General features: G+C 63.0%; 13 protein-coding genes. 8 read left to right on the top strand and 5 right to left on the bottom strand.

Going from position 1 to position 18,485, the window contains the following annotated elements:
* Positions 1–10: 10 nt before the first annotated feature.
* Complete coding sequence (locus GWC77_RS18650; RefSeq protein WP_173259433.1) at positions 11–394, bottom strand: response regulator transcription factor; 384 nt, start codon at positions 392–394, stop codon at positions 11–13.
* 235 nt (positions 395–629) lie between these two features.
* Between GWC77_RS18650 and GWC77_RS18645 the strand changes: the two genes are divergently transcribed.
* Positions 630–2,204 (top strand): PAS domain S-box protein, encoded by a 1,575-nt coding sequence (locus GWC77_RS18645; RefSeq protein WP_173259430.1) that lies wholly within the window; start codon positions 630–632, stop codon positions 2,202–2,204.
* Between the two features lie 144 nt (positions 2,205–2,348).
* Here the strand turns inward: GWC77_RS18645 and GWC77_RS18640 are convergent, their stop codons facing one another.
* Positions 2,349–5,621, bottom strand: coding sequence for a PIG-L family deacetylase (locus GWC77_RS18640; RefSeq protein WP_173259428.1), 3,273 nt, complete (start codon positions 5,619–5,621; stop codon positions 2,349–2,351).
* Between the two features lie 390 nt (positions 5,622–6,011).
* On the opposite strand from GWC77_RS18640, the gene GWC77_RS18635 reads away from it, so the two are divergent.
* From GWC77_RS18635 to GWC77_RS18625, 3 genes are all read left to right on the top strand, one after another.
* Complete coding sequence (locus GWC77_RS18635) at positions 6,012–8,804, top strand: bifunctional diguanylate cyclase/phosphodiesterase (protein ID WP_173259426.1); 2,793 nt, start codon at positions 6,012–6,014, stop codon at positions 8,802–8,804.
* A gap of 126 nt (positions 8,805–8,930) precedes the next feature.
* A complete protein-coding gene (locus GWC77_RS18630) occupies positions 8,931–10,046 on the top strand; it encodes a triacylglycerol lipase (protein ID WP_173259424.1) in 1,116 nt (371 codons plus the stop codon).
* Between the two features lie 282 nt (positions 10,047–10,328).
* Entirely contained in the window at positions 10,329–11,144 is an 816-nt protein-coding gene (locus tag GWC77_RS18625; protein ID WP_173259422.1) for a lipase secretion chaperone, read from the top strand.
* Between the two features lie 58 nt (positions 11,145–11,202).
* Here the strand turns inward: GWC77_RS18625 and GWC77_RS18620 are convergent, their stop codons facing one another.
* Positions 11,203–12,783 carry a PLP-dependent aminotransferase family protein gene (locus GWC77_RS18620; RefSeq protein WP_173259420.1) on the bottom strand — a complete coding sequence of 527 codons (1,581 nt, stop codon included), beginning with the start codon at positions 12,781–12,783 and terminating at the stop codon, positions 11,203–11,205.
* Positions 12,784–12,899: 116 nt separating this feature from the next.
* Between GWC77_RS18620 and GWC77_RS18615 the strand changes: the two genes are divergently transcribed.
* The 4 genes from GWC77_RS18615 (at position 12,900) to GWC77_RS18600 (ending at position 17,389) form a co-directional block, all read left to right on the top strand.
* Positions 12,900–14,009, top strand: coding sequence for an ABC transporter ATP-binding protein (locus tag GWC77_RS18615; protein WP_173259418.1), 1,110 nt, complete (start codon positions 12,900–12,902; stop codon positions 14,007–14,009).
* Complete coding sequence (locus GWC77_RS18610) at positions 13,904–15,154, top strand: ABC transporter substrate-binding protein (RefSeq protein WP_367949064.1); 1,251 nt, start codon at positions 13,904–13,906, stop codon at positions 15,152–15,154. The genes GWC77_RS18615 and GWC77_RS18610 overlap by 106 nt, the downstream gene beginning before the upstream one ends.
* Positions 15,155–15,252: 98 nt before the next feature.
* Complete coding sequence (locus tag GWC77_RS18605) at positions 15,253–16,512, top strand: ABC transporter permease (RefSeq protein ID WP_173259490.1); 1,260 nt, start codon at positions 15,253–15,255, stop codon at positions 16,510–16,512.
* Positions 16,513–16,552: 40 nt separating this feature from the next.
* Positions 16,553–17,389, top strand: coding sequence for an ABC transporter permease (locus GWC77_RS18600; RefSeq protein ID WP_173259416.1), 837 nt, complete (start codon positions 16,553–16,555; stop codon positions 17,387–17,389).
* 14 nt (positions 17,390–17,403) lie between these two features.
* On the opposite strand, the gene GWC77_RS18595 is transcribed toward GWC77_RS18600, so the two are convergent.
* Both GWC77_RS18595 and GWC77_RS29145 read right to left on the bottom strand, forming a co-directional pair.
* Entirely contained in the window at positions 17,404–17,994 is a 591-nt protein-coding gene (locus GWC77_RS18595) for a hypothetical protein (RefSeq protein WP_254367031.1), read from the bottom strand.
* A 291-nt stretch (positions 17,995–18,285) separates the two neighbouring features.
* Positions 18,286–18,485, bottom strand: a 200-nt coding sequence (locus tag GWC77_RS29145; RefSeq protein ID WP_217283331.1) for a hypothetical protein, incomplete at its 5' end; no start/stop codon positions are given.

Below are 18,485 nucleotides of genomic sequence, written 5' to 3'. Positions count from 1 at the left end.
CCGAAAACGCCTAACCGCGCTTGACCATGGCCCGTTCCAGACATTGCTGCAACTCGTGCGTGTCGATCGGCTTTTTCAGGAGCGCGAGCGCACCGTTTGCCGTTACGCGTGTGCGCAGCGCTTCAGTCGTGAACGCCGTGACGAAGATGGTAGGTGGCGCATCGCCCGAGGCTAGCAGTTGCTCATGTAGTTCGATGCCGCTCATGCCTGGCATCCTGACGTCCGAAATCAGGCATCCGAGTCCGTCGAGGCCCGCCAGCGACCGGCGCGACAAATATGCTTCGGCGGAGTCGAACAGCAGCGTCTGCCAGCCGAGCGAGCGCACCAGATTCGCGATCGCGAGGCGCGACGCTTCGTTGTCATCGACGATCGAGACGGTACCGAAAAAGGGCATGAATGAACTCGTTTCCGCGAGCGGCGGTAAGACATGCCGCTCGCCATCGTTTATCAGTACCGAGGGTAGTCCGTAACCCATCGAACCGACATCATACGGAGGTATGCCGTCGATCGCCGCGGTGGTAGGATGGACTCACCGTTGTCTCGAAAGCGGTACTGGAAGCAGCGAGACAGCGTTGAACGCGGCGCGGCTTGCCGGCGCACGTTCGGCGTGTCGCAGCGGAGGTGGACAAATGGCACAGGAGACCCCCAACGCGCCGGCTTACGCCGGTGACCTCGCTGCGGCGCCCGATGCCGCTGGACGCGGAGCGCAGGCAGGTTTCGATCGGCCGCTGCGCGAGAGCGAGGCGCACTGGCGTGAGGTGTTCGAGCACAACCCCGTCATGTACTTCATGGTCGATGCCGACGGCATCGTTCAATCGGTCAACGGATTTGGCGCCGCGCAACTCGGCTATCGTGTCGACGAACTGGTCGGCCAATCCGTTCTCGCGGTATTCCGTGAAGAGGACCGGCCCTTCGTCATCCAGCAGATGAGTATTTGTCTGGCAGATCCCGGTCTTTCGCACAGTTGGGAAGTCCGCAAGATCAGGAAAGACGGCTCGTTGCTCTGGGTGCGCGAGAACGCGAAAGCGGTGCGGCGCCCGGACGGTTTTCTGGTTCTCGTCGCCTGCGAGGACATCACCGAGCGCAGGCGAACTGAAGACGCGCTCCGGCAAAGCGAGATGTACCTGGCCGAAGCGCAGCGTATCAGCCATACCGGCAGCTTCGGCTGGCGGATTCCGAGCGGCGAACTGATCTGGTCTGCGGAAACGTACCGTATTTTCGAATACGATCCGTCCGTCGAGCCGACCGTCGAACTCGCGCTCCAGCGCATGCATCCCGACGATCGCGAGTTCGTGCGGCAACTGCTGGAGCGCGTGATGCTCGAACAGACGGACTGGGACGTGGAGCATCGGCTGCTCATGAGCGATGGGCGGGTCAAGGACGTTCGCGCGGTGGCCCACGCCGTGCGTGACGGTGCCGGCAACCTCGAATTCATCGGTGTCGTGATGGATGTGACGGCGTCGCGCAAGGCGGCTCAGGAGTTGAGCCGTGCGCGCGCCGAGCTTGCGCATGTGATGCGCGTGACGACGCTCGGCGAGCTGGCCGCCGCGATCGCGCATGAGGTCAATCAGCCTATCGCGGCGATGGTCACGGATGCACAGGCATCGTTGAATTGGCTGGGCCGTGAGCCCGTCGATCTCGGCGAAGTCGATCAGGCGCTTCACCGTATCGTCGAGAACGGCAACCGAGCGGCCGATGTCATCGGCCGCATCCGCGAACTGGTCAAGAAGGCGCCGCCCCGCATGGGGATGGTCGACCTGAACCTGGCCGTCGAGGAAATGATCGGACTGACACGCGCGGAGATTGCGGGCTCGGGCGTGGCGCTGGAAACCGCGCTCGAGGACGATCTACCTTCGGTGCACGGCGACCGCGTTCAGCTGCAACAGGTACTGCTGAATCTGATCGTGAACGCGCTGCAGGCAATGAGCGCAGTGGCGCCCGGGCAAAGAAAATTGCGCATTTGCACCGCACGCATCGAGTTCGATCGCGTGCGTGTGTCCGTGCAGGATTCGGGACCTGGTTTGTCGGCGGCGCTCGTCGATCGCATCTTCGCGCCTTTTTATTCGACGAAGCCCGATGGACTCGGGATGGGACTATCGATCTGTCGATCGATCGTAGAGGCGCATGACGGACGTTTGTGGGCAAGCGCGGACGAGCCCGGCGCGACGTTCCATTTCACGATACCGGTCGATTCGGCGCGGTAATGGCCGGAAAAAGCCGCATCAAGCGGCTATGCCGTGTCGCTCTTGTCATTTCGGCCATGCGGCAGAACGCACGCGCATTCGAGGCCGAAATCGCCAACGAGGGTGCGAACTTGCAGGGCAGTGACGGCGCGCCATGCATCGCGCTCAACCCATCGCGAGGAGTCCGAGCCCCACCTGGGTAATCATGCCGGCGGCGATTACGATCTCGGGATCGATTCTGCGCAGCAGCCCGCCGTCGGCGACGAGATGCGGCTGCGTGATATCGACGGGCGATGCTTCGGCGCCGCGCACCGGCGGTCTGATCGCAGCAATCGGCCCTCGCCGGACGATCGGGCCGCGACCATGATTCGCACCGTGGGCGTGTTGATGCGCGAGCTGGAATCCGCGTAGGAAGACACCGTCGGCCGCAACCATGCCCATTTGTATGGAGGCGGACGCAATGTCGCCCGTCATGATCGAATGCGCGGCACCCAATGCATTGGCCGCGGCGAACGGCACCGACGCGATCGTTGCGCCCAGCATCTGGAATTCGGGCAGCCTTTGAAAGAACGGCGGCTTGTACAGCCGGCCCCCATCGGGCCGTTTTCTGCCGTATACGAGAAGCTCCCCGAGCGCTTTTTGTACCCACAGCGGCCGCTCATCGTTGCCCGGCAGGAATCGACGCAGCTTGTCGCCGGCCGCCGGCACGGTCGGATCGAAATTGTGTTTGTTACCGATCACTTCGAGCGAGCGGGCGAGCCGTTGCCCTCCGTTGCCGCTCAGATGCACGGGAACGAACATCAGCGTAGCGAGGTTGGCGAGCCAGGTCGCCGTGCCTTCCATCGAATCGAAGCCCGTCAGCATGACTTGCGGTGCGAGCCAGATGCCGGCTGCGGCGATATCGCTCGGCGCATAGCTTGCGCCCCAGAAGACGCGGCGCGCGCGCTCGACGGGGCTTTCGGACGCGAAAAGCCCTTCGTTGGCGAGCGTATCGAGCCGACGGAAGGCATCGACGTCGTCCGGCGTGGTCCGCAATATTTCGGCGAACATCGCAAGCTCGTCGCGATCGTGGCGTCGATAGCCGCGAACGAGTCCGCGCACCCCCGTCGTCCGCCTTTCCAGCAGATCCAACGCGGGCATCTCCGCGGGTTCCAGTGACGAGGAGACGCCCTCGACCTCGCCGACAGCGCCTGCGGCGCGCGTCAGCACCCGCTCTCGATCGACAGCGAGTTCGTCGAGACGCTGCATGACGCGAATCTGGACGATGCGCTTGGCTGCATTGATGCCGGCGCGCGCTCCGAACATCGCGCGCCCCGTTTCGAGCATTGTCTCCATCGTGGTGTCGGCGGGCAGGTGCAGGCCGTACCGCATGCCCACGTAGGCACCGGTAGCCGTCGCGGCGATCTTGCCCAGTGCGAGCGCCCCCGCTCGACGAATCTTGCGCTGGGGCATGCCGGTCACCGGCGGTGCGCCATAAGCCTCGCCCGGCGCCATGCGATATTTCGCGCGCGTATTAGCAACGGTGGTCTGGTACAACGTGCCGCGATCGTCGAGCACCATCGCGGCGCGCGCGACGAGTTCCGTCTCGATGCGCCGTTGTCTGAGGCCGGTCTGCAGCTCGCGCGGAGGGCCTTCGATGCGATAGATCGCCACGTCGGCGTCCGGGTTGGACTTGAGTAGGCGAATGGCGTGCTCGCGTGCACTTTCGAGGCTCGCGAACGGGCGCGTATGCGCATCGAGCGTCAAGGCGCTGCCGTCGCTGCCGAGCACATCGACGGGCATCTGTTTCGTCGAAAGGACATAGTGGGCCGAATCCCGTCGCGGCCCGGCGATGAATCGATGACCTTCTCGCCGCTCCTCAGGCGTCAGCGCGCGAATGCGGGTGCCGAGCGAGACATGCTCTGAGACATAGGGGGGCGGTGCTTGAAATGCGGCGAGGCCTTCGCGCTGCTTTTCCGTCATCTCGTGCGGCAGGGTGCCGATACCGGCGCGCGCCAGTCGCACTTGCTCGGGCAGCGCGCGCATTGCGCTATCCGATTGCGGGCCGAGGTGCGACGTGAACGTGGCGGCAGGCAGCAGCTCGACGCCTTCGGCGCGTTCGTGGGTCGGATCGTTATGCTCGGGAATCTGCGGTGCGAGGACGGTGACGTTGTCGTTGTCAATACCGTCGGTCTGGGCGCCCGCGCTTGCACTTTGCCCATCGTGTTCGTCCTCGAGCTGGGCCGCAAGGAGTTCGGCTAGAGGAACGGGTAGCGGTTCGTTGAGCAACGCCCGAAAGAATTCGATGACGCGTGGGTCCGTCCCGGATGCTGCTTCGAACGCTTCGAACGGCACCTCGGCGTTCCACTGCGGTTTGTTGCCGGGCGGCTGTTCGAAATCGTTGGGCGCCATGTGAGCCGGCCGTTGTCCGAACCATTTCGCGAGCAGCGCGCGGATCGCGAGTCGCTCTTCGTCTGTGCACCGGCTCAATATTTCGAGTGCCGCGGGTGTTTCCCGTAAGTGTCGCTGCTCGTACCACCCGGCTTCGATGGCCGATATCCGTACGGGCTCGCGGATATCGCCGCGGCCCGATTCCTTCGTTTTTTCGATGGCTTCGTCGAGTGCTCTGGCGCTTTCCGAATGACCGGGATGCACGGCGGCCTCCGAGCGCAGACTGAAGGCTACGGCCGGCTTCTCTTCGGCGATGATCCCCGCGATGAATTCGACGATATGCTCGCGGTTCCAATCGGCGATATGACTGTATCGAAGACTACGTTCGGCGGGCGAGTTGTACGGACTGCGGTCCGGATAGCTGAGCACATGGATTTTCAAAAGAGCTGGATCGGGACACAAATCGGCGAGAAAGCCGAACGATTGAGCAATGCGCGTCGCGCCGTATTGCTCCGAGTAGAGCGCCTCCTTTCCCGTTGCGGCGAACTTCGGCCGCTGAATGTCGGTTTCGCTCGTGAATGCCGTGCCGCCGTTCGATTGCGTGAGATAGACGACATTGACCTTCACGCCCATTGCAAACAACGTGCTGATCGTTTTGACCATCATCGTTTCGTCGTCGGGGTGGGCAAGCACGATCAGCGCGCTGTCGAAGTTCCAGCCTGGCGCATGCCGATCGAGCAGCTCCTGCATCGCCGGATGAATCTTGTTGGCTCGCACGGCATCGCCCGCGTTGGGTAAAACGCTGCCGCCGACTTCGGGCGTTTCATCGGGCGATGCGGCATCGACGTCGGTGGCCTTGGACTGCGTCTGCGCGTCGTCGCCGCGGGACCTGGCCGCTTGCGGGCTTGCACTGCGACGCGCGCGTTTGCCATCGACCAAGCCGGCCAGGCGCGATGGCGCATGCGAGCGTCGGATCGGCCCGTCATGCGCAGCCGAGGGTCGTCCTTCCGACGGGCGGGACGCGTACTCGTGCTCGGTGGCATGTGCTCTGGAAATGCGCTTCAACACGGCAGGGCTCTCATCGAAGAAACGAAGTGACGCACGCGGATTGCACGTTTCGCGCCGTCACTGCGATGCGGGAAATAGGTTGATGGTTATTGTGCACAGCCACGGCGCTCATGGCGTGCTGTGCTTCGGCGTACGACGCAGGTCTTCGCGCCAGAGCCGCGTGCAGGCCTATCGATAGTCGGCGGACGAACAAGAAACGAAAACGGCAAGCGAACTCCGAATCCTGCGGCGATCGTTACGCCAGTCGGCCATGCGGCCCCAAATCATGCTCTGTCGCTAAAGTCGGACCGGCGTGCGCCGATATTCTCGTAAGAGAGCGCAATAGCGACGACGCGCGCAGGCGTGCACGCGTTGCAGCGCAACAAATTGAATCAAGGTTAAAAAAACGGCATGCGTGTCGCGATCTCTTGTCAGGCCAAGATGGCAGTTCACGGGTTAATCGGCATTGCGCGCTCTGCCGGTGAGTGGCTTCGCCGCATCGAAACGGGCTCCCGTGCATTTCTTCCCGTGGCGCTCTTCCTCTTGAGCGTAGGGACGTTTGCGTGCGGTGCCGCATACACGCTCGCGTCGCACAAGCAGGCTCACGACGTGCGCACGCGAGCAATGCATGTCCGCAATAGCGTCGAGGCACTGCAATCGCTGCTGCTGCAGGCCAATGCGGAATTTCTGCTGGGCTTGGGCAGTGCGCGGGCGACCGACTACGGTTGGCCGATCGAACGCGTGGGCGAGGCGGCGCGTTGCTTCGAGCGTCTCGGCGAGATACTGGCGAACGACCCGGCCAATCTCGCGCTCGTCACCGCACTTCGGCAGGATACGGCGCGCTGGGTAGGCCAGCTTGCCGAGACGGCCGTTCACGCGAGTGTGAGCCAGCAACGGGCCACTGTCGATAGTGACCGGCTGCTGTCGACCAATCGCAATCTGACCGGTATCGTGAGTCGACTCGCGGCTCTGCGTGCCGGACAGGTCGAGATTCTGCGCATCGACTCCGACAGAACGGCCGACCGGCTATTCGTCGAACGGGCCGTGCTGGCTTCCACCGCCGCGATCGCATTCGGCCTGTTGCTGTATGCGTTCGCGGCACGGCATCGAGTCCAATTGGCCCGGCAACGTGTGCATGTCGTGGCGCAGGAAAGCCAGCGACGCTTTCGCGACTATTTCGATCACCATCCTTTGCCGATGTTGATCTTCGATGTGCGGACGCACGCCATACTCGCTGCGAACGACGCGTCGGCGCTGCAATACGGTCATTCGCAAGAGGAGCTTTGCGCCCGCACGATGACATCGCTTTACGCGCCCGAGGACCTGCCGGCGTTTCGCGACGATTTGCGCCGGTTCCGGCAGGCCGAGGTCCTGAGCGGTTCGGCGGGACTGTGCCGGCAGCTCGACAAGAGCGGAGCGCGCATCTTCGTCGAGTTGTCCTATCATTTTCTGGACTATGCGGGTCATGACGCCTGTTTCGTGACGGCAATCAACGTGACGAGGCGAAAGCACGCCGAGCTCGCGCTGCGTCTGCGCAGCAAGGCGCTCGATGCCATCGGCAACGGTGTGTTGATCATGCGGCCGACCGATGCGGGCAACGTCATCGAATACGCGAATCCTGCGTTCGAGAAGATCACGGGATTCGCGCGAGAGCATATCGTTGGCTGCGACCTGAGCTCCGTCGACAGCCGATTCGGTCATCACGCGGCCGTCGCGGCAATCGGTCGCAGCCTCGCGCAAAAGGCGGACCTCTCGACCCTTCTGCGCAGCCGCCGGGAAGATGGCAAGACGTATTGGAACCAGCTGCATGTTTCGACGGTTCACCCCGAGGATGAACCCCATACGCATCACATCGCGGTCATCAACGATGTCAGCGAGCTCATCGAATCGCGCGACCTGCTGCTCAAGCAGGCGCGATTCGATGCCCTGACCGCGCTTCCGAACCGTGTCATGCTCGCCGAGCTGCTGGATCAGGCCATTGCGCAAAGCGGCGCCTTTGCGTTGCTTTTTATCGATATCGATCACTTCAAGGACGTCAACGACAGCCTGGGTCACGGCGCGGGCGATGCGCTGCTGCGCGAAGCCGCGGTGCGGTTGGCGAGTGCGATCGGTGGGGACGATGCCGTCGCACGGTATGGCGGCGATGAATTCGTTGTCCTGATCGATTGCACGAAGCGCGACGATGCGCTCCAAGCGGTACTCGAACGGGTGAAGCGGGCATTCGACGCGCCGATCGCGATAGACGACGTCCAATTGCACGTGCAAACGAGCATCGGCGTGACCTGCTATCCGACGGATGGCGCCGATGCTGAGTCCCTGCTTCGGAATGCGGATCTCGCGATGTATCGCGCAAAGGCGCTCGGCCGCAACAGCATTCAGCACTTCAGGGCGGAACTCGCGCACGAGGCCAAGCGCCGGATTCTGCTGTCGCGCCGACTGCGCGAGGCCTTGGCGGCCGATGCGTTCGAGCTCGTCTACCAACCGCAGATCGATACGCGTTCGATGACCGTGACGGGCGTCGAGGCGCTGATCCGGTGGAACGACGAGGAGCTTGGCGCGGTCAGCCCCGCATCGTTCATTCCGCTCGCGGAAGAGCTCGGTCTCATTGCATCGATCGACGAGTGGGTCCTCGATGTGGCCTGTGCTCAGGCCAAGCTTTGGGAAAACGTGCTGCCTGGCGTGCGCATGTCCATCAATGTTTCGCCGCGCCAGCTCGCGCGGCGAGACTTTCATCAAACGGTGCGTCAGGCGCTGGACAAAGCGCGGCTTTCGCCGGGGAGTCTGGAGATCGAAATCACCGAGCGCGCATTGGTTGCGCAAGGCGCGCTGCCGACATTGCGGGCGCTGAGCGAGATTGGCGTAGCGATCGCGATCGACGACTTCGGCTCCGGCTATTCGAGCCTGTCGTATTTGCGCAGCTTTCATGCGGACAGGCTCAAGATCGACATGTCTTTCGTGCACGGCATCGGCAAGAGCCGAGAGGACGAAGCGATCATCAAGGCAATCCTGGCGCTTGCGCACAGCCTGCGGTTCGAAGTCGTCGCGGAAGGGGTGGAAACGGCCGATCAGCTGAATTTTTTGGTCGACGTGCAGTGCGATGCAATTCAAGGGTACATTTTTTCGCCTCCCGTTTCGGCAAAGGATGCACCGGAGCGGATTGCATGCCTTGATTGCACCCCTTCTCGATTAGTGAATCTTGTCTAAATCCGTTTTTTTCGCTTACACCTATTCGCGTTTATTGCTTCACTTCATGTCGCTGGCGGGCAGCAGGCTTCGCGCGCTGCCTGACCCAAATCAGATCATTCCGATAGACGAATCGGAGGAGGCGACATGACAGGATCGATCAAAAGGGCGGTGTTCTCCGGCGCGATAGTGCTTGCGTCGATCGTTGCGACCTGGCCGGCTGGTGTCGGCGCGGCGCGAGCGTCTCAGTCGATCTCGCTGGCTGCGGCAACGGCCGCTACCGTTGCCACCGTTGGCGAGGCCGATACCTATGCGGCAACGCGCTACCCCATCGTGCTCGTGCACGGCCTCACCGGGACGGACCGGTACGCGAATGTGCTCGACTATTGGTATGGCATACCTCGCGATCTGCAATCGCATGGCGCGGCGGTCTATGTGGCGAATCTCTCCGGTTTCCAGAGCGACCTCGGCCCCAACGGGCGCGGCGAGCAACTGCTCGGTTTCGTCAAAGAGGTGCTCGTTGTGACGGGCGCGCAAAAGGTCAACTTGATCGGGCATAGCCAGGGTGGCCTCAGTGCCCGCTACGTGGCGGCCGTGGCGCCTGAGCTCGTTGCATCGGTGACGACGATCGGCACGCCGCATCACGGCTCGGAGTTCGCCGACTTCGTGCAAGACGCGATGCGCAAGGACCCGACGGGGCTCACGCAACCGGCCATCGCGCAGCTCGCCAATGTCCTCGGTGTATTGCTGAGCAGCAATCGCAATACGAACCAAAATGCGCTTGCGGCGCTGCATGAGCTGACGAGTTCGGGCGTCGCCTCCTTCAATGCGGCGGTGCCGAGCGCAGGCCTCGGCGCCCCCGGCAGTTGCACGACGGGCGCGGCCACCGAGACGGTGGGTGGCTACACGCATTACCTCTACTCGTGGGCAGGCACGGCCATCGAGCCGAAGGGGTCTCTCTTCGGGGTGCGCGGCGCGAAAGACACGAGCGTGTCCGGTGCGCTCGATCCCGCGCTGTATGCGGATCCGGGCACGCTGACGCTTTTCGGTACCGGCACGATCATGGCCAACCGCAACGCCGTGCCCAACGACGGACTCGTTTCGCTATGCAGTGCACTCTATGGCAACGTGCTCGGAACGCACTATCACTGGAACCATCTCGACGAAATCAATCAACTGTTCGGTCTGATGGGGCAGAACGCGGAAGACCCGGTCGCCGTGATTCGCACGCATGCGAACCGGTTGAAGCTGCAGGGACTGTAGCGCGTGGCCGGCGGTTCGCGCAGCAGCGCGGGCTCACGCTTGCGCTCGTTCCTGTCTTGCAGTGCTTTTCGAGCGGTTGCGGCAACCCTGACTGCCATGGCGGCGTTTGCGTTCGTGGTTTGGTGCGTGGCCGACGGTCTCGACCATCACGCAACGAAATCTGTCGGACGATCGACCCCATCGCGGCACTCGAGCGCCGGCGAGCGCGAGGCAATTTCGCGCTCAGCCGGGCTAAGCGCGGCAACATCGAGCGGGGCCCAGCCGCGGTCGCTGTCCGGATCGATGGCGCCGCACTTGCCGCTCGATGTCCGGGGACATCTGGCCGTCACGCGCGCCGCGCGAGAGTTCTTCGACTATTTCCTGACGGCTCGTCACGAGGTGACGCCCGAAGTACTCGATGCGATGGTCAGGCGAGCGATTGCGGCGCAGCTCGAGGGCAGCAAGGCCGAACCGGAAGCGCTCGATCTCTGGCAGCGCTATCGTAGCTACCTTGCCGGGCTCGCCGATCTCGCGCCGCTGCAGGTCCCTGCTCTCGAACGCGGCGCCAGCGTCAATGTGGACGCATTGCAAGCGGCGTTCGATGCGCGGGCATCGCTCGCGAGCCGCACGATGGGTGCTGCGTGGAGCGAAGCCTTCTTTGGCGAGCAGTGGCGGACAACGGCTTATTCGCTCGCGCGCGTGCGAATCGCCAGCGATCCGACGTTGACGGACGAGCAAAGGGCCGCGCGACTCGACGCATGGAGGCAATCGTTACCGGCCGAAGAGCGCGCGTCGCTCGAGCGCGAGGCCAAAGCGCAAGCGAGCATGGACACGATCGCCGAGTTGACCCGGCAGCAGGGATCGGCCGACGAATTGCGCGCGCAAGCCACGCAGGCGTTGGGTGCCGAAGTGGCGGAGCGGATGGTGCAAATGCGCAGGCATGACGACGAATGGCGTGCACGATATGCCGATTACTCGGCGCAGCGGGCGCAGATCGATGCGATGGGGCTCGCGGCCGAGGCCTACGAGGGACGCGTGACACAACTGCGCGAGCGGATGTTTCCGAGTGCGGGCGAGCGCGTGCGTGCGGCAGCGCTCGATGCGGGGGCTACGCGGTAGCGGATTCGGCTGCGTGTGCGGGCTAAGCGACGAGAGCGCGGTGCAGTCGAGCGCGAACTCATGCGACCCGCTCGGCGCGGCGCTTGCCGAGCTGGCTTTCGATCGCGCGTGCCAGCGCATCGAAAGCCAGCGCCATCTTATCGTTCGGTACGCAGGCGTAGCCGAGCAGCAGGCCGCGCCGCGCGGCGTGTTCGGCGCTGTAGTAGGCCGAGAGCGGCCGCACGATTACGCCGGCGTCGAACGCTGCGGCGGTCACGGCGCGATCGTCGGCCGAATCCGGCAGGCCCAGCACGAGGTGAAGGCCGGCTTCATCGCCCATCACGGGCAGCGCGTCGCCGAAGCGCGATGCGATCGCATCGATGAGCAATTGGCGGCGCTCGCCGTAAAGCGTGCGCATGCGGCGCACGTGCGACGTGAGATAGCCATCCATGATGAACTCGGCCAGCACGGCCTGGTGCATGAGCTGGCCCTCGCGATACAGTTCGGCTACGCCGGTACGAAACGTATCGACGAGATCTTCAGGCGCCACCATGTAGCCGATTCGCAGCCCCGGGTACAGAATCTTGCCCAGGCTGCCGACGTAGATGACCCGCCCGGCTTCGTCGAGCCCTTGCAACGACGCGATCGGCCGGCTGCCGTAGCGGAACTCGCTGTCGTAATCGTCCTCGATGATCCACATCCGGTGCTGACGTGCGTATTCGAGCAGCGTGCGGCGCCGCGCGAGGCTCATGACCATGCCCAGCGGATATTGATGGGAGGGCGTGACGACGGCGAGCCGCGGTGGCTCCTTCAACGAGGGTTCGCGCGGATTGAGTCCTTCGTCGTCGACGGGCACAGGCGTGAGCGCGAGTCCGGACGACTGCAACACGCTGCGCGCGCCCCAATAGCAAGGTTCCTCCACCCAGGCGCGATCGCCTACATCGGTCAGAAGCCGCACGGCGAGGTCCATGGACTGATGGATGCCCGTTGTAATGATGATCTGATCGGGAGAGCACTTTACGGAGCGCGCGACGCGCAGATAATCCGAGAGCGCTCGCCGCAGTGGCCGGTAGCCGCCGCCCGGCGCGTAAGTGAGCAGTTCGGGGTTGGCCTCCTTCCAGAGTCGCGCTTGCAGGCGGCTCCACGTGCGAGCGGGAAATTCGGTGACATCGGGGACGCCCGGCATGAACGCGCCCCATTGCTTCGGTGCCACGCCGGCACGCGCGATCAGCTGTCGGCCGCGGTTCGAAAGGAGGGGTGCCGCGGCGTTTCCTGGGGTTTTCCCTGCGGCGGAGCCGGGGGGCGCGCCTGTTTGCGCGTTCGGCATATGCGTCGCACCGGCGCCTTGCTCGGTTCGGGCCGCGGGCTTCACGCGCATGGCGGCCGCGTCGGGACGGGTATCGGCAACATAAGTGCCGCTGCCCGTGGTGGAAAGCACGTAGCCTTCGGCGGTCAGTTGATCGTAGACACGGAGCACCGTATTGCGCGCAATATCGAGGTCTTCGGCCAGTGTTCGCGAGCTGGGCAGCTTGGTGCCGGGAGCGAGTTGCCCGGTGAGAATGGCCTGCTGGACGAGCCGCAGCACCTGGCGGTACATCGGTTCGGTCGTACCGCGCTCGAGCCGCGCGCCGAGCCAGTCGGACAAGATGATCGTGTCCAAAGTGGTTCCTCTCGGAATAATGAAATGGCTCCGTTCAGTGGAACCGTAACAGATTATATTGGATCGCACAGGAAGCGCGGTGCGCAACTGTCGATGGAGCCATTCGGGAGGAGACGATGAAATCGGAACAAGTGATCGTTAGCTTTCGCGGCGTGCGCAAGACGTACGACGGCGAAACGCTCGTCGTCAAGGGGCTCGACCTCGACATCTATCAGGGCGAATTCCTGACGCTGCTCGGGCCGTCCGGTTCCGGCAAGACCACTTGCCTGATGATGCTTGCCGGCTTCGAATTTCCGACCGGCGGCGAAATCCGGCTGGACGGACAACTGCTCAACACCGTACCGCCGCACAAGCGCAATATCGGCATGGTGTTCCAGAACTATGCGCTTTTCCCTCATTTGACCGTTGCCCAGAACGTCGAATATCCGCTGACCGTCCGCAAGCTCGGCGCGTCCGAGCGCGCGGCGCGCGTCCATGACGCACTCAAGATGGTGCGCATGGAAGCGTTCGCGAAACGCTATCCGGCCCAGTTGTCGGGCGGGCAGCAGCAGCGAATTGCGCTTGCGCGCGCGCTCGTATTCGAGCCGCGCCTCGTGCTGATGGACGAGCCGCTCGGCGCGCTCGACAAGCAACTGCGCGAGCACATGCAGCTCGAGCTGAAGGCGCTTCATGAGAAGCTGGGCGTCACATTCGTCTACGTGACGCACGACCAGGGCGAAGCGCTGACGATGTCGGACCGCGTAGCCGTGTTCGACAAAGGGATCGTTCAGCAGCTCGATACGGTCGACCGGCTCTACGAATCGCCTTGCAACGAGTTCGTCGCGAACTTCATCGGCGACAGCAATACGCTGCACGGTACGATCGCCGGTGTAGACGGCGAATTCTGCCAACTGCGTTTGCGCGACGGCACGCACGTCGTTGGCCGTAATGTCGCCAACGCGATTGCCGGCGCGCCGGCCATTGCCTGCATCCGTCCCGAGCGCTTGCGGCTTGCGCATGGGGGCAACGGCGCGGCGGTCGGGGGCCGCACCGGTCCCAATGCGCTGGCGAGCGAAGTGCGCGGCCTGATCTATTTCGGCGACCACGTGCGCATGCGCTGCGCCGTGCCGCAACAGGACGAGTGCTTCGTCAAGGTGCCGCTCGGTACCGAGGCGCTCGATGCGTTCGAGCCGGGGGCGCCGATCGCACTCGAGTTTGCCCCCGAACACCTGCGCGTTTTTGCTTGATCCGCGCGAAGCCACGGTTTCGCGCGCGCTGCACATTACCCGTCGCCGTAGTGGCGGATCCGCCCACGAAGAGGAGAACCCAGATGAAGACCAACATGATTTCGCTGCACCGTAGCGCTGTGACGGTGGCCCTCGCCGCCGCCGCGACGCTTTCGTTCGCGGCGGCAACGCAAGCGGCCGAACTGACCGTCGTCAACTTCGGCGGCGCGAATGCCGACGCACAGAAGGTGGCTTACTACCAGCCGTTCGAGAAGCAGACCGGCGACAAGGTCACGGCCGTCGAATACAACGGCGAGACGGCCAAGATCAAGGCGATGGTGGAAGCCAAGCACGTCAATTGGGATGTCGTGGAAGTGGAGTCGGGCGACTTGGGCCGCGGCTGTGACGAAGGTTTGTACGAGAAGCTCGACTGGTCGAAGATCGCCAAAAAAGACCAGCTGATCCCCGAATCGCCGCGCACTTGCGGTGTCGGCTTTTTCGTTTGGTCGACAGCGCTGGCCTATAACGCCGACAAGCTGAAGACCGCGCCGACCGGCTGGGCCGATTTCTGGGATGTGAAGAAATTCCCGGGCAAGCGGGCGCTGCGTAAAGGTGCGCGCGGCAATCTGGAGTTTGCGCTGATGGCCGACGGTGTCGCGCCGAAGGACGTATACAAGGTGCTCGCCACCAAGGCCGGTCAGGATCGCGCGTTCAAGAAGCTCGACGAGCTGAAGCCGAACATTCAGTGGTGGGAAGCCGGTGCGCAGCCGCCGCAGTTTCTCGTTGCGGGCGACGTCGTGATGTCTTCCGCCTTCAACGGCCGGATCAGCGCCGCGCAAAGCGAGGGTAAGAATCTCAAGGTCGTCTGGAACGGCAGCATTTACGATCTCGACTATTGGGTCATTCCGAAGGGGTCGCCCAACAAGGCGCTGGCCGAGAAGTTCATCGCCTATACGGTGTCCACCGATCCGCAGAAGGTCTACGCGCAACACATCACGTACGGTCCCGCCAACCGCGGCGCGATCAAATCGCTCGACGCCAAGACGCTGGCCAATCTGCCGAATTCGCCGGCCAATGGCAAGAACGCGGTGCTGCAGGATGCGGCGTTCTGGACCGATTACGGCGACGAACTCGAGCAGCGTTTCGCAGCATGGGCGTCGAAGTAAGCGGCGAGACGATCTGAAGCGACACCGCGGCGCCGCCCGCTCGCAAGAGCGGGTGGCACGCGGCGCGAGAGGCACGGTAGGAGATGAGCGTGAACACGATGACGATCACGGGCGAGTTGAATGCAGCGACGAGCGCTGCGCTCAAGCGTGAACTGAGGGCCGCACAGGCTCGCAAGCGGGCAGTGGCTTTGCTCATGATCGCGCCGCTCGCGGTTTTTTTGCTGCTGATTTTTGTCGTCCCGATAGGCGCGCTGCTGACGCGAGCTGTCGAGAATCCCGAGGTCGCGGGTGCGTTGCCTAAGACGGTTGCGCAACTGCGCCAGTGGGATCGCGAGAGCGCTTTGCCCGACACGGCCTATGCGGCGCTGGCGGCCGATTTGACCGCGCTCGAGGATGGCGAGTCGCTCGGCGGTCTCGCACGGCGGCTGAACGTTGAAATCCCGGGTTACCGCTCGCTCGTTGCGAAGACTGCGCGGGCGATGCCGCTGAAGGACGATGCCGGTCAATTGCTCCCGCCCGAGCAGATTCGCGCGAGGATGATCGAGATCGATGGGCGCTGGAGTGACGCGCGTTACTGGCGTGCGATTGCGAAGAATGGGTCGCGTTATTCGCCGTTTTACCTGCTTGCCTCGCTTGATCATCGGCAAGACGCGTTCGGCCATATCGAGGCGACCGATCCCGATCAACGCATCTATCTGACGGTGTTTGGGCGGACGTTCGTCATCAGCGCCGTCGTGACGCTGGCCGCGCTGCTGCTCGGCTATCCGCTCGCGTACTGGATTTCGACGCTCGACGAGCGGCGTGCCAATCTGGCGATGATCCTGGTGCTCATTCCGTTCTGGACCTCGATTCTCGTGCGTGTGGCGGCTTGGATCGTGCTGCTGCAGAGCGAAGGGCTCGTCAATCGCACGTTGCAGTCGCTGGGCGTGACTCATGCGCCGCTCGCGCTGTTGTTCAATCGAGCGGGCGTGTATATATCGATGACGCACATTCTGTTGCCGTTCATGATTTTGCCGCTCTATAGCGTCATGAAGGCGATTCCGCCGACTTATCAACGTGCGGCCGTTTCGCTGGGCAGCCATCCGTTTGCCGCGTTCTGGCGCGTGTATGTGCCGCAGACTTATCCCGGCATCGGCGCGGGTGCGTTGCTCGTCTTCATTCTGTCGATCGGGTACTACATCACGCCTGCGTTGCTGGGTGGGCCCGACGACCAGATGGTCAGTTATTACGTGGCCTACTTTACGAACGTGACGATCAACTGGGGGATGGCATGTGCGTTGGGCGGTCTGTTGCTTGCAGCCACGCTCGTGCTTTATGCGATCTATGGGCGCTTTACGCGCGCCCAGCCGAGCCTTTGATTTGGTTTCCCGTTGACGGGTAGCGGGGACGGAGCTGAACATGAGATTCGCCAAACCGATGTTTGCGCCGCATACGTCGCTTATCGAGCGCATTTGGTACTTCGGGCTACGCGGCCTGGCCGCGCTTACATTGCTTTATCTGGTGTTGCCGGTGCTCGCCATCGTGCCGCTCTCGTTTTCGTCGAGCACGTTTCTCGTCTATCCGATTCCGAGCTGGTCGATGCGCTGGTACGTCAATCTCGTGACGTCGGGCGAATGGCAGCAGGCGGCCAAGAACAGCTTTATCGTCGCGCCGTCGGCGACGCTCTTGGCAACAGTCCTGGGCACGCTTGCGGCGCTGGGTTTGGCCAAGGCGAATTTTCGCGGCAAGGCCGTGCTGATGGCGATTTTGATTTCGCCGATGATCGTGCCGGTGATCGTGGTCGGTGTCGGCATGTATTTGTTCTTTGCCCCGCTCGGGCTGGCGAACACCTATGCGGGGCTCATCATGGCGCATGCCGCGCTGGGGGTGCCGTTTGTCGTAACGACAGTCGGGGCGACGTTGCAGGGCTTCGACGGGAATCTCGTGCGGGCGAGCCTATCGCTAGGCGCCAATCCGACGCGGACTTTCTTTCGGATTACGTTGCCCGTGATTGCACCTGGGGTGATATCGGGTGCGCTGTTTGCGTTTGCGACTTCGTTCGATGAAGTCGTGGTGACGCTCTTTTTGGCCGGGGCGGATCAGACCACGCTGCCGCGGCAGATGTTTACCGGGATTCGCGAGAACATCACGCCTACGATCGCCGCGTTGGCCACCATTCTCATCGTGTTCTCGACTTGTCTGCTGCTCGTGCTCGAGTGGTTGAGGGGGAGGAGCGCGGCGCGGGCGGTGGCATGAGGTGCGGGGCATGGCTAACGAGGCCGCCCAGCCTCGATCCATGCCTCGGTCACGTTTCTCGTCAAGTTGTACCGCGCGTAGTTGAACATTTCGAGCTTCGCAAGTTGGTCGTCGAGCAGAGCTTCGAAGCCCGGGGCAATGTTCTCGGTCACGCCCAGTTCTTTCATGGCGGTGCTCATCGTCTTACGTTCGCGCACGATGAGTCCGATCGCGTCGGTGAGCATCTGCCTGTAGCGCAGCCGCAGCGGACTGGGCACTCCCATCGATTCAAGAACTACCCGATATTTCATGATCGATCGGCGATAGGTCCATTCGAAGAGGTCGATCGCCATCGAGGGGTCACCCAATTCATAAACACCCATCATCGCGGATGCGTAATCGCTTTGCTCGACGTCGAGGAGTGACAGTGGCGCGCAGTTATAGATCATCAACGGAACATTGGCCGCGAGGCGGCTCGTACGCTTGTTGCCATCCTCGAACAGATGCTTCGTGTCGAGGAGCGTGTATCGGTTGCCTTCAAGCCGGGAAGACGACCACGACAGATCGATCAGCCATTGCTCCAGCACTTTGCGCGCATAGGTGCCGGCAGGTTGGCGATCGCGCATGCGGCCCGCTTTCGCGAGGTCGATCGCGAGCTCTTCAGGCAGTCGAGCTTGCCTCTGCGGCTTGCGGAGCCAGCTCCGCGAGCATGTAGCGCGTAGCACGTGCGTTGCCATGGCGAATGACGCGCCCTTCCCCCTGTAATCTATCGAGTGTTCGCTTAACGGTAGCGAGGCTAAGGTTGGCTGTTGCTGCCAGTTCGCGTGAGCTGACGGCGTCCCGCCCCTCGGCGGAGAGGTCTTGCAACGCGGCCAACAACTGGCGATGAGGGTCGTTCATGCGGTCTCAGAATCGGCTCAGAAGTGAGCTGATTTTGAGCCGATATGAGCCGATATTGAGCCGATATGAGCCGATATGAGCCGATTCTGAGCTGTGGCGCGACAATCTGGATGAGAGACGCGCGACAAACAAGATGAGAATGTCGCGGCGAGGTTGATGATGCCGATGTTGATTGACGCTGACAAGCGTTTGTTGATTGACGCGCGGCGCATGTTGC

The sequence above is a fragment of the Paraburkholderia sp. NMBU_R16 genome (assembly GCF_013282575.1).
Taxonomy (GTDB): Bacteria; Pseudomonadota; Gammaproteobacteria; order Burkholderiales; family Burkholderiaceae; genus Trinickia.
This window is presented reverse-complemented; position numbering and strand designations above follow the sequence as displayed.

Bases quoted from the DNA above. Each gene is read 5' to 3' on its own strand.
- GWC77_RS18605 (WP_173259490.1), top strand. From the start codon at position 15,253: ATGACGATCACGGGCGAGTTGAATGCAGCGACGAGCGCTGCGCTCAAG.
- GWC77_RS18630 (WP_173259424.1), top strand. From the start codon at position 8,931: ATGACAGGATCGATCAAAAGGGCGGTGTTCTCCGGCGCGATAGTGCTT.
- GWC77_RS18600 (WP_173259416.1), top strand. From the start codon at position 16,553: ATGAGATTCGCCAAACCGATGTTTGCGCCGCATACGTCGCTTATCGAG.
- GWC77_RS18615 (WP_173259418.1), top strand. From the start codon at position 12,900: ATGAAATCGGAACAAGTGATCGTTAGCTTTCGCGGCGTGCGCAAGACG.
- GWC77_RS18635 (WP_173259426.1), top strand. From the start codon at position 6,012: ATGCGTGTCGCGATCTCTTGTCAGGCCAAGATGGCAGTTCACGGGTTA.
- GWC77_RS18625 (WP_173259422.1), top strand. From the start codon at position 10,329: ATGGCGCCGCACTTGCCGCTCGATGTCCGGGGACATCTGGCCGTCACG.
- GWC77_RS18650 (WP_173259433.1), bottom strand. From the start codon at position 394: ATGCCCTTTTTCGGTACCGTCTCGATCGTCGATGACAACGAAGCGTCG.
- GWC77_RS18595 (WP_254367031.1), bottom strand. From the start codon at position 17,994: ATGCGCGATCGCCAACCTGCCGGCACCTATGCGCGCAAAGTGCTGGAG.
- GWC77_RS18645 (WP_173259430.1), top strand. From the start codon at position 630: ATGGCACAGGAGACCCCCAACGCGCCGGCTTACGCCGGTGACCTCGCT.